Genomic DNA, 12,006 nt, shown 5'->3' with positions numbered 1-12,006 from the left:
GTTTTTGAGCTGGTAACTGGTAACTGGTAACTGGTAACTGGTAACTGGTAACTGGTAACTGGTAACTGGTAACTGGTCACTGGTCACTGATTCTTCCCCGGCACCCATGCCGTCATTGAAAAGCGTAGACCTTCTTCCATTGTCATATCGACGGGTTTCACCTGTGACCGTGGAATCAGGACTGTGAAGCCGCCGATCTGGTAGCTTAGAGGTAGGAAGACAGCGATTTCTTCGTCGGTGTTGACGCCATCTTTTTCCCACGAAAGATCTTCGAAAGTCTCTCTTGTTACTATCCCTATAAGGCGCGTTCCCATGACTTCTACCATGACGACACGGCTTTCTTCGCTGGCCTTTGCCGTACGGAAGAAACTCATAATGTCGTAGATGGAGTTGTATAGCGTCTTGACGAGGGGTATACGCTTAAGTAGTCCTTCGCCCCAGGAGTATACTTTTTGTATGATGATGGTATTGACGATGATGCCTATGATGAAGATGGCGATAAGGGCGACGATGATGCCAAGGCCATTGAAGTAGTATTCTGCTCCGATGAAATGTATTATGAATCCGGCGAAGGCCGTTTCCATCATCTTATACATCCATGTTATCGCTGCTATTGTGATAACTATTGGTGCTATGGCGATAAGGCCGCGTGTAAAAATTTTTCCCATGCTTCTCTCCTGAATGCATTATAAAAATTTAAATATACGGATAATGCCCTTGCGAAGCAACAGAAAAAAATCTTGAGGAAATCTAACATAGATAGTATCGTCTTTGTATTCCATAACAGGAGGATGTCATGAAAAAACAACAAGCTATATTTTTTGTACATAGGATGCCAGTACCGCGATATCTATTAAATGCTTTCGAGAGCGCCAGAGCTTTCAACCCTAAAGTGCCGATATTCCTTATCATCGACGAAGTAGACAGCCTCCCAGGAAAAGCATTGGCAGCATTAGACGTTGTGCCACTGAAGATAGCCGACCTCGAAACTCCAGAACATCGACGTTTCTGTGAAGTATATAAGCACGTCTCCGGCAATAGCGTAGAATACGAAAGGTTCTGCTTCTCACGGTGGTTTTATGTGGAATCAGCGATGAAACAGCAAGGAATAACACAGGCGATGCACCTCGACTCCGACTGTATGCTGTTCACAGATTTCGATAGCATAGTGTCGAAGCTAGGAGACTGGAGTCTTACCATCTCAGAGAATTCAGGACATAGCGCTTTTATCAACGGAAGCCTGCAACCTCTTCTCGACTATATTATAAAGACGTTTTCCGACGACGGATATATACAAAATAAGCGCGATATCATGGAAAAAAGCAAGACGCCGGCGTTTTTGAGTGATATGTCGTCATTGGTAGAATATGTCGCCGACGCTGATACCGCTGTCGATGATGCCACCCTTGATATCGGTGGGGTCTTGGACCATAACATCAACGCTGCAGAAGGGTATGTTTCCAGAAGAAATCATAAGAAAATATTCTGGAGCGTAGAGAATGGTATGATGATACCATATTTCAAGAAGAAAAAGTCCGGAAAGAAGGAGCGGGCATTTACAGTGCACTTCCAAGGAAGGCAGAAGAAAAGGATGCTTAGATACAACAGGATTGACATCCCCAAAGCTATGACATATCCACTGTCATATCTAGGAGCCTTTGTTAATAATGCCGTACCGATTTCCGACAAAAAACTTTTCACGAATTGACACTTATACGTTATCATAAAGAGTACGTAGATTATAAAAGGTAATAATATGAAAATAGCAGTAGTAAAAGAACGCCACGATGGCGAAAATAGAATTGCGATGATGCCCGCCACCGTTGGCAAGCTCGTCGACAAAGGTATCACCGTCCTCGTCGAAGAGGGGATAGGCACTACCGTTAACTGTACCGACGCGATGTATCGCGAAGCCGGCGCAGAGGTCGTCGCCGATAAGAAGAAGCTCCTCGCCGAAGGTGATATCGTCATACGCCTTAGGAAGCCTCCACAGAAAGAGGTCGCCGCTATGAAGAGTGGCAGCATACATGTCAGCTACCTAGACCCTTTCAACGAAAGCTCGCTCATCGACGCCTTTGCCGAAGCCGGCATCAGCGCGATAAGTATGGAGATGATACCGCGGACGACGATAGCACAGAAAATGGACGCCATAAGCTCCCAAGCATCACTAGCAGGATACGTCGCAGTGATCCTCGCCGCAGAGAACTTCGATAGCATATTCCCGATGATGATGACACCAGCAGGGACACTGTCACCGGCGAAAATCTTCATCATAGGCGCCGGCGTAGCAGGCCTGCAGGCGATAGCAACGGCTAAGCGCTTGGGCGCACGAGTCGAAGCTTTCGACACAAGAGCAGTCGTCGAAGAAGAAGTGAAGTCCCTAGGAGGAAAATTTATAAAAATCGACCTAGGAGAGACAGGACAAGACAAAGACGGCTATGCAAAAGCACTGACACCAGAACAGCTAGAGATACAAAGGCAGGGGATTGCTAAGGTCTGTGCCAAATCCGACATCGTAATAACGACAGCACAGCTCTTCGGAAGGAAAGCCCCGCGGATAATGACTAACGAGATGGTGACGATGATGAAGCCAGGGTCAGTGATAATAGATATGGCAGTAGAAAGCGGTGGAAACGTCGAAGGGTCGGAAGTAGACAAAATCGTCGACGTCGACGGCGTAAAGATCATAGGATACGGCAACCTCCCAGGAAGAGTGCCTAGACATGCCAGCGAGATGTTCTCAAGCAATATATACAACCTCCTCGAGGAGCTGTGGGACGAAGAAACCAAAATCTTCGCCCTCGATACCGACAACGATATCGTCAAAGGATGCCTTATCACCCACGATGGTGCTGTCGTCAACGAAACAATAAAAAACCTTAATAAATAGAGGACCCTACACATGGAAATTAATGCCCTCGTATACCTTTGTTTTATCTTGTTTATCTCTATATGTCTCGGTTTCGAGCTTATAAGAAAGGTCCCAGCTATCCTGCATACGCCGCTGATGTCAGGGTCTAATGCCATATCGGGCATCGTCCTCGTAGGAGCCCTCGTCGCCACAGGAATTGAGGCAGGGCCGGTAAGTACAGCACTAGGGTTTCTCGCCGTAGTCTTCGGGACGATAAACGTCGTAGGAGGATACCTCGTGACAAATAGGATGCTCGCAATGTTCAAAAAGAAAAAAGTGGAAGGTGAAAAATAATGAACCCTGTAATAATAAACTTCGTATATCTTTTCTGCGCGCTCTGCTTTATCTTCGGAATAAAACTCCTTAGCTCGCCAGCAACAGCACGTCGTGGCAACCTCATCTCCGCAATAGGAATGCTTACAGCCGTCGTCGTAACACTGTGGGACCAAGACGTCATATCTTTAGAATGGATATTAATAGGACTGGCAATAGGAACCATTATAGGAATACCAATAGCCCTACGTGTAAAAATGACGGCAATGCCGGAGATGGTAGCGCTGCTAAACGGCTCGGGAGGATTAGCAAGTCTTCTGCTAGGATGGTCGTCGTACCACGCCGATGTCAACGTCTCAACACTAGACGCCGCAACAGTTTTCCTCGCAGTACTCATCGGAGGTCTTACCTTCACAGGAAGTATAATAGCATGGGCTAAGCTGAAAGGCGTTAAATGGATAAAAGACCGCCCAGTGCTGTTCCCCGGACAGAAAATATTCAACGCCGTACTGCTCCTCGCCGCTATCGCACTAGGATGGTATTTCTCGGCATACCCAGCAGCGCCAATAAGCTATACCTTCTTCATAGTAATAGTATCGATAGCCCTAGTCCTCGGTGTCCTCGCCGTAATACCTATCGGCGGCGCCGATATGCCAGTAGTTATAGCCCTTCTTAATAGCTACTCAGGACTAGCAGCATGCGCAGCAGGGTTCGTCATAAACAATATGCTCCTTATCGTCGCAGGGTCGCTAGTAGGTGCCAGCGGGATAATACTCTCCATGATAATGTGTAAGGCGATGAACCGATCTCTAGCAAACGTACTCTTCGGAGGCTTCGGAGCGATAACGACAGGAGGGAAAGAATTCGAAGGGGAGATGAAGGCAACATCACCACAAGATGCATACTACGTCCTCGAAGCAGCAGAATCCGTCGTCATAACACCAGGATACGGCCTCGCCGTAGCACAAGCACAACACGCCGTAAAAGAACTAGGCGACGTCCTAGAGAAAAACGGCGCTGACGTGAAATACGCCATACACCCCGTCGCAGGGCGTATGCCAGGACATATGAACGTCCTCCTCGCCGAAGCTAACGTCCCTTACGACCAGCTCGTCGAGATGGAAGATATCAACCCAATAATGAACACCGTAGACGTATGTATCGTCGTAGGAGCCAACGATACCGTTAACCCCGCAGCACGAACAGACGAAACAAGCCCAATATATGGCATGCCAATAGTCAACGCCGACTACGCAAAAACAGTGTTCGCACTGAAACGCGGCCGCGGCAAAGGCTTCGCCGGCATCGAAAATCCGCTATTCCTCGCAGAAAACACCCGCATGCTCTTCGGCGACGCAAAAGATACCCTCACAGCCCTCATCGCCGAATTCAAAAGTTAAGGGTCAAGGGTGCTACGCACACCCTTAACAATCCCGCGCCAAAGGCGGTGTCCGCCTCTGGACTCCCCGGGTAGACGACAAAGAAAAGAGCAAAGGCGTCTCGCCTTTGCTCTTTTCTTTGCTGCCGTCATCACCATCACAATTGCGATGGCAATGAGATATGTTAATTTTAAAATTGTGAAACAGGTTGTTGCACAAATTACTTGGGACATAGCATACTTATCAAAGAGCCAACAGGCTGTTGGCTAAATTCACTGGGAGTAATATTAATGAATAATAAAAAAATAAGTGACAATCAAAAGAAAGCATTAAAGATATTGGTAGAAAAGTTAAAAGAGATTAATTGGGTTCTGATAGGCAGTGCCAGTCTTACTTTACATGGTATTGATATAGAGCCTAACGATCTTGATATAAAAACAGATGTGGATGGCGCAAAGAAAGCAAATGAGCTTCTAAAGGAATTCGTAATTAGCCCTGTAAAGTACAGCGAGAGCAATATGTTCGGGTCGTATCTGGGGAAATTCAAGATAGAGGGTGTCGATGTTGAGGTAATGGGCGATTTAGAGTATAATGTGGCTGGTGAATGGGTATCTTTTAAGCACGCCCATAACCTTAATACTTTTGTAGAGATTGATGATTTTAAAGTTCCTGTACCTTATTTGGAGGATATTACTGAGGCTTATAAGGTTTTAGGAAGGGAGAAAGATGTTGATAAAATTCGAATGATTGAGAAAAAGCTTGATAAAAAAGAAAATATCGCCGAGACGGAAAGGCTGTTGCTGAGAAAAATATCTCAGGGCGATCTTGAGTCGATGGCAAAGCTTTTTGCCGACCCCGTAGTTATGAAGTATTCTCTCAAGGGCATCTATTCTTTAGAGCGTTCCAAGGAAATTCTTAAGACGATGATCGAAAACGACGAAAAGTACGGCTTTGCAGCATGCTCAGTCATCATGAAGAAAACAGGAGAATGGATGGGATTTTGTGGGCTTTGGTGGGAAGAAGAAGATGGCGAGCTTAAGACAGATTTCGGGTATCGATTTTTCTCGGAGTTCTGGGGAAAGGGATACGCCACAGAAAGTGTTAAAGAGTGTCTGAAATATATATCAGAGAAGCTGCCAGGAGTGGTGATAAACTCTTATATCGAGCCGACAAATAAAGAGTCCGTACGCGTCGCAGAAAAAACAGGGATGACATTCGTTAAAGAAGTCGTGTATTATAACCTCCCAACACACCTATATATTTTTGAGCAGAATGTTAAGAGGAATTACTAGTGGGAAAAATAGTTATTTATAAAGGTGGCTTTCAATATGACGTCGTCAATATGTTCGCAGAAGAACTGTGTGAAGGATTTATCGCCCTAGGAAAAGATGCTGTTGTTGTCGATATCTTAAAGAAAGAAGAAAATACCATAATATCATTATTATCGGATTCCTGCGATGCCGTTATCAGCTTCAACGCAATCGGAGCATTAACACGCAACGGGGCGTCGGTGTATGATCTGTTTGACGTCCCATTTATAGCTCTTTTGGTCGACCACCCTTTTTATCATTATGATCGCTTCAAAGACATTGAAAACTGTACGGTAACATGTTTAGACCTTTCACATATACGGTGCCTGAAAAGGGTCCTTCCAAGGATGAAGACGTTGCACCTCCCACACGCAGGAAGCCTTGGCGAGGAAAACTTATGCTGTGACAAAGATATCGATATCTTGTTCGCAGGAACATATATAGGATCGGAAGAAGAGGCGAAACAGAAGCTTCAAGGTGCTAAAAACCCCGTTCTACAGAAAATCTTCGAGGATATCGTACAGGCCAACCTCGATGACGATGCCCAGGCCTTGGATGAAATGTTCCTAAAATATGCCGAAGAAAAAAAGATAACAATGGATAACGCGGGAATGCTGTTGCTAGAATGCCGCACAGGATTAAATATCTCAGACTTTGTCATCCGTAATATCAAGAGACTTAGAGCTCTTAAAATCCTCGACGATGCCGGCGTCACTGTAGATATTTATGGAGATAACTGGCCTGATGATCTCTTCGTAAACCACCGCATTCACGATGCTGTGCCATTCAAAGACGTCTTGTCGTTAATGAATCGTTCAAAGCTCGTTCTCGATCTGAGTTTCTATCCCGAAGGCACTCACGAGCGTATTTTTTCTGCTATGCTCAATGGCGCATGTGTGCTGACGGATTATAATCCATATCTGGAAAGTATCCCGATGATAAATACGTTTAAATGGAAGGATCTAAAACAATTACCAGAACGCGTTGAAGCCCTTGTTGCTGACAGCGCAGATTCTTTTGAAGAGCGCGCTATAATGCAAGAATATGCAAAAAAACACCATACATGGAAAAACAGAGCCGCAAAGCTGTTAGAGTCAGGGTTTCTTAACTGATGATGACGGAAGCAAAAGCAACAAAAAAAGGCCTCTGACGATTTCGCCAGAGGCCTTTTTTATTGTTCATTGTTCAATATTCAATGTTCAATGACTAATACATTCCTCCCATGCCGCCGCCCATACCTGCTGGCATTGCTGGAGCGGATTCTTTTGCTTCTGGGACGTCGACGATAGTAGCTTCTGTTGTTATTAGAAGGCTTGCTATTGAAGCGGCGTTCTCCAGGGCGCATCGTACGACCTTTTTCGGGTCGAGAATCCCTGTCTCTATCATATCGCAGAATTTATCGCGTAGAGCGTCGTAGCCGTAGTTGCCTTTGTGGTCTTCGACGTCTTTTAGGATGATAGCGCCTTCCATTCCGGCGTTTTCGGCGATCTGCTTAAGCGGAGCGCTTAGGGCCTTGGCGATGATTAGGGCGCCAGTCTTCTGGTCGCCGTCGAGGCCTTCGGCGATCTTCTTGACGCTGGCGATACAACGCACTAGAGCAGCGCCTCCACCAGGAAGGATACCTTCTTCGTAGGCAGCAGCAGTAGCATGCTGGGCATCTTCTACGCGGTCTTTCTTCTCTTTCATCTCTATCTCTGTAGCAGCACCAACGCTTATAACAGCAACGCCACCGGCAAGCTTAGCGAGACGCTCTTTGAGCTTCTCCTTGTCGTAGTCGGAAGTGCTATTTTTTATCTCAGCGCGTATCTGTGCGATACGTCCTGATACAGCGTCTTTCTTTTTAGCTTTGCCTTCGACGATAGTGGTGTCGTCTTTCTTGACGATGACCTTCTTGGCGCTTCCTAGCATCTCGAGGGTGGTGTTCTCGAGCTTATGGCCAAGCTCTTCGCTGATGACTTCGGCGCCAGTAACGACGGCGATGTCCTGAAGCATGGCTTTGCGTCTGTCACCGAAACCAGGAGCTTTGACGGCACAAATCTTAAGACCTCCGCGGAGTCTGTTGACGACGAGAGTAGCTAGCGCTTCGCCTTCGACGTCTTCGGCGATGATAAGAAGAGCTTTTCCTGATTCTGCAACAGCCTGCAGAAGGGGAAGCATGTCTTTTATGTTGGTGATCTTCTTGTCGCAGATAAGAATATAAGCATCGTCGAAAACAGTTTCCTGCTTCTCGGCATTAGTGATGAAATACGCTGAAAGATAACCCCTGTCGAAATTCATTCCCTCGACGACGTCAAGAGTAGTCTCGAAACCTTTGGCTTCCTCGACAGTAATAGTCCCGTCTTTGCCTACACGCTCCATAGCATCGGCGATGATGTTGCCGATCTCTTCATCGTTGTTAGCAGAAATAGTTGCTACCTGGGCGAGCTCTTTCTTGTCCTTGACAGGCTTACTGAGACTCTCGAGCTTGGCAACGACAACCTTAACAGATTTGTCGATGCCGCGCTTCAGCTCCATAGGATTGGCGCCAGCAGCGATGTTCTTAAGACCTTCGGTGTATATCGCCTCGGCAAGAACAGTAGCAGTAGTTGTTCCGTCGCCGGCCTTGTCAGCAGTCTTGCTGGCAACTTCTTTGACCATCTGCGCACCAAGATTCTCGTGTCTGTCCTCAAGCTCTATCTCTTTAGCAACAGTGACACCGTCTTTGGTGATGTGCGGCGCGCCATAAGACTTCTCAAGGATTACATTCAACCCTTTAGGGCCTAATGTCACCTTTACAGCCTTAGCAAGCGTGTTTACGCCTTTCAAAATGCTCTGACGAGCTTCTTCTTGGAATTTTATGTCTTTAGCAGTCATAGTATTGTGTTCTCCTTAGTGGTGTTTATGATTATTCTACAATGGCGATGATGTCGTCAGCGCGTACAATGATATATTTCTCGTCGTCAATAACAATCTCTTGAGAAGAATACTTGTCAGTCAAAACCTTGTCGCCAATACTTACAGGCATGGCAATGATAGCGCCGTTTTTGTCCTTGCGGCCAGGACCCATAGCAACGACTTCGGCAGTCTCTTGCTGCTCTTTCGCGCTGTCAGGAAGAATAATCCCTCCCTTCATAGTCTCTTGCGACTCAAGACGCTTTAATAATACTCGATCACTCAATGGTCGTAGTTTTTTGCTCATGTTTAGCTCTCCTTAAATTAGTTACAAGTTGATTTCGAAAAAGATGATCGTATAACAACTTCGCTTTTTAAGCAAAGAAATTTAGCAGAAAAGACAAAAGAGTGCTAGATTGTTTTTGAGGCTTTTTCTTGACAATTTAAAAATTTAGGACGATATAAGAGAAAGAAAAGTTAAAATTTTAGGAGCCTATACCATGACGTTTTTCAAGCGAGCCATTATTCTTTGTACAGTAATCATAGGGATTTCAGCACCTTTTTCGTCGTCGTGTGCCGAGGTTCCCGTTGAAGAAGAAGTCATTATTCCTTCGCCATTGACGCTTTCGCTAAACTGGTGGATTGCTTTCGATGTCGCCGAAGCCGACTTTAAACAGAAGATATCTGATCTCAAGGGAGAATTGTATTCTGTACGCGATGCTGTTGACGAGGACAAGCGAGAGAGAATCTCATCGTTGATATCGACGATACTTTCTAACCTTACTACGTTGCATGAGATTCGTAGCCGTGATAACGGGCAGGCGGTGGAGTCTTTGGTGCTTAAAGAAACATACACCATCGAAGAACAGCTTAAGCTTTCAAGGGAGATCGTCAACAAAAAAGGAAGCCTGAAAATCCTTGACGCCGATTATAATAGGAAACTAAGAAAAGCCGACGACATAAATTCGCGTATCGACAAGCTTTTCCTCGACTACCTAGGATACGAAGACCCTTCTCACGAAAAGATATTCTTGGGATTCGCTATAATGGTCCAAAGGTCAGAACTACAAATTCTTAGAGAAGAAGCAGACTATCTAAAAGATCGTATTGACTTCCAGAAAGAAGCCCTCGAAGATGTTAATAGCGTCCTCGACAGCGCACAGCGGCGCCTGTATGTCGAAGATGTTGACTTCAAAGATATTGAAGATGATATCGCCTTGGCAAAAAAGAGCCTTGAAAACGCTGAAAAATCCCTTGTAAAAGCGGAGTCTTCGACGATGATGTTCTCCGGAAACGATGAGATTTCACGTCTGAAGCAAAGAGGTCAGCAGCGTAAGGTGACAAACGCACTTATCGAAAAACATCTTAGCGCATCGACATTGGACTTCCTCAATGCAAAATATCTCCTCCTTGATATCTATGCCCACGAGGACGTAAGAAGCCTCGAAAATATCGAGAGAGATGTTCAGGAACATAGAATCCGCCTTGATAATAACAAAATCTTACTAGAAGAGTGGCAGGACGCGACGCTTCACGAACAGATAATCTTCGGACAGATGTTTACCGGACTTCGCGAAACACAGGGAAGCGATAAGGACGTCCTAGAAGATATCTTCGAAGATCAGCTGGAACTTATACAGGGAACGTTTTCCCGTATGGCACAGCTCGACCTTCTTAACTACAACATAGAAGTAGTCCTTCAGCAGGTTGACTATTTCGTAGAGAAAAACTCGTCATATTTCGAGAACGTTATCAGTAATATCGGCTCGTGGATAGAAGATGTTAACGGCGTTGTACGCGAATGGCTGTTTTTGACGATATTCAAAATCAACAAAGAAGTCCCCGTAACACCAGCATCGTTCCTTATGATGTTCTTGATATTGATAGTAGCATACTTTATATCAAAAGCATTCAGACATATGCTAGTGAAAGTAACACAGAAACGCTCGGGGATCTCAGAGTCTAACGTCTATGCACTCAAAAGAATCGTGCACTACGTCGTTATGATAATAGGCTTCTTCATCGCCCTCGGATCGATAGGGCTGAACTTCAGCAACCTCGCAATAATACTCGGTGCATTAAGTGTAGGTATCGGTTTCGGACTGCAGTCGATAGTCAATAACTTCCTCAGCGGACTCATCATTCTCTTCGAGAAGAGTATAAAAGTCGGAGACTATGTGAAACTGGAATCGGGCGACTGGGGGAAAGTCATCGCCGTAAATGTCCATAACACAATAATACATACCTACGACGGCACAGATATCATCGTTCCTAACGCCGAAGTCGTAACACATAACGTGATAAACTGGACGCTATACAATAAGTTTATGCGCATCCATATTCCATTCAGCGTGGCATATGGCACCGATAAAGACCTCGTAAAAGAAGCAGCACTCGAAGCAGCAGGACGCGTCCCAGCAACCATTAAAGATAACCCACGTGTTAAAGATCCGGATGTGTGGTTCGTAGAATTTGGCGATAGCGCTCTTAAATTCGAACTCATCGTATGGGTCGATATCAAAAATTTAGGGAATCAAGGGTCCTTTAAATCAGCGTATATGTGGGAGTTAGAAACATCACTACGTGAACATAACATAACAGTGCCGTTCTCACAACATGACCTATATATCAAGGAAATTCCCGACTCAGTAAAAAAAAGACTTGTCGATAAAACACCCGAGTAGTAACGTCCGGATTATCTATCTATCTATAGAACAACGAGGATTTTCCGTGGTAAGTTGTCTTGTGCAGTCAAGTTTTATTGTCGCCAACATCAAAGGTCTGCATACGCGACCTTCGACGGAACTCGTACGCTGTGCCTCTTCTTTCAAAGCTAATATAAGCCTCACCAACCGTAATCTCACCGTTGACGCTAAGTCTCTCTTAGGAGTGTTGATACTTTCTGCCGCTCGCGGAGCAAAAATCCGCGTCGAAGCCGAAGGCATAGATGCCGAAAATGCTGTCGAAGCGATCCTCGACCTCGCAAAACACCAGTTTTATATATCATACTAACAATGCTGCGATGCCGCATTTCATTGAACATTGAACATTGAACATTGAACATTGAGGCACGGTTCAAAACATGCCATTTTGGGATAACAGTTGATTCTACCATAGAGCTCATAAATAGCGGATAGAAGAATTTCAGAATAGGACCTTCTACCACAGAGAACACAGAGGGCACAGAGAGAAAAGCGGCTGGGCTAGGGGTTTCACCCCTAGAACCCCGAGGATTTTTTGTCTTTTGGGAGATTGGGGGTCT

Annotated in this window: 11 protein-coding genes; 8 read left to right on the top strand and 3 right to left on the bottom strand. The window is 45.4% G+C overall.

The window, feature by feature from the left end; all coding sequences use genetic code 11:
- Positions 1-83 precede the first annotated feature (83 nt).
- Positions 84-668, bottom strand: coding sequence for a DUF502 domain-containing protein (locus tag HN980_04970; GenBank protein MBT6928826.1), 585 nt, complete (start codon positions 666-668; stop codon positions 84-86).
- A gap of 128 nt (positions 669-796) precedes the next feature.
- On the opposite strand from HN980_04970, the gene HN980_04965 reads away from it, so the two are divergent.
- The 6 genes from HN980_04965 to HN980_04940 all read left to right on the top strand — a co-directional run bounded on the left by HN980_04965 (position 797) and on the right by HN980_04940 (position 6,985).
- Positions 797-1,708: a hypothetical protein gene (locus HN980_04965; protein ID MBT6928825.1), complete on the top strand. Its 912-nt coding sequence runs from the start codon at positions 797-799 to the stop codon at positions 1,706-1,708.
- Between the two features lie 48 nt (positions 1,709-1,756).
- On the top strand, positions 1,757-2,890 hold the full coding sequence (locus HN980_04960; protein MBT6928824.1) for a Re/Si-specific NAD(P)(+) transhydrogenase subunit alpha: 1,134 nt from the start codon (positions 1,757-1,759) through the stop codon (positions 2,888-2,890).
- A 12-nt stretch (positions 2,891-2,902) separates the two neighbouring features.
- The gene (locus HN980_04955) at positions 2,903-3,205 is read left to right on the top strand and encodes an NAD(P) transhydrogenase subunit alpha (GenBank protein ID MBT6928823.1); all 303 of its coding nucleotides are present in this window, start codon (positions 2,903-2,905) and stop codon (positions 3,203-3,205) included.
- Positions 3,205-4,584 carry an NAD(P)(+) transhydrogenase (Re/Si-specific) subunit beta gene (locus tag HN980_04950; GenBank protein MBT6928822.1) on the top strand — a complete coding sequence of 460 codons (1,380 nt, stop codon included), beginning with the start codon at positions 3,205-3,207 and terminating at the stop codon, positions 4,582-4,584. Before HN980_04955 ends, HN980_04950 begins: the two co-directional genes overlap by 1 nt.
- 269 nt (positions 4,585-4,853) lie before the next feature.
- Positions 4,854-5,855 (top strand): GNAT family N-acetyltransferase, encoded by a 1,002-nt coding sequence (locus HN980_04945; GenBank protein ID MBT6928821.1) that lies wholly within the window; start codon positions 4,854-4,856, stop codon positions 5,853-5,855.
- A complete protein-coding gene (locus HN980_04940; protein ID MBT6928820.1) occupies positions 5,855-6,985 on the top strand; it encodes a glycosyltransferase family 1 protein in 1,131 nt (376 codons plus the stop codon). Before HN980_04945 ends, HN980_04940 begins: the two co-directional genes overlap by 1 nt.
- 94 nt (positions 6,986-7,079) lie before the next feature.
- On the opposite strand, the gene groL is transcribed toward HN980_04940, so the two are convergent.
- Together groL and HN980_04930 are read right to left on the bottom strand one after the other, a co-directional pair.
- Positions 7,080-8,726 (bottom strand): chaperonin GroEL, encoded by a 1,647-nt coding sequence (gene groL, locus HN980_04935; GenBank protein ID MBT6928819.1) that lies wholly within the window; start codon positions 8,724-8,726, stop codon positions 7,080-7,082.
- Positions 8,727-8,757: 31 nt separating this feature from the next.
- Positions 8,758-9,051 (bottom strand): co-chaperone GroES, encoded by a 294-nt coding sequence (locus tag HN980_04930; GenBank protein ID MBT6928818.1) that lies wholly within the window; start codon positions 9,049-9,051, stop codon positions 8,758-8,760.
- A gap of 193 nt (positions 9,052-9,244) precedes the next feature.
- Here HN980_04930 and HN980_04925 point away from each other — a divergent pair, with 193 nt between their 5' ends.
- On the top strand, positions 9,245-11,428 hold the full coding sequence (locus HN980_04925; GenBank protein MBT6928817.1) for a mechanosensitive ion channel: 2,184 nt from the start codon (positions 9,245-9,247) through the stop codon (positions 11,426-11,428).
- A gap of 46 nt (positions 11,429-11,474) precedes the next feature.
- Entirely contained in the window at positions 11,475-11,756 is a 282-nt protein-coding gene (locus tag HN980_04920) for an HPr family phosphocarrier protein (GenBank protein ID MBT6928816.1), read from the top strand.
- Positions 11,757-12,006: the final 250 nt, after the last annotated feature.

It is taken from the genome of Waddliaceae bacterium, from assembly GCA_018694295.1.
In the GTDB taxonomy this organism is placed as follows: domain Bacteria; phylum Chlamydiota; class Chlamydiia; order Chlamydiales; family JABHNK01; genus JABHNK01.
Note: the sequence above shows the minus strand (reverse complement) of the source record. Positions and strands in the feature narration are given on the sequence as shown.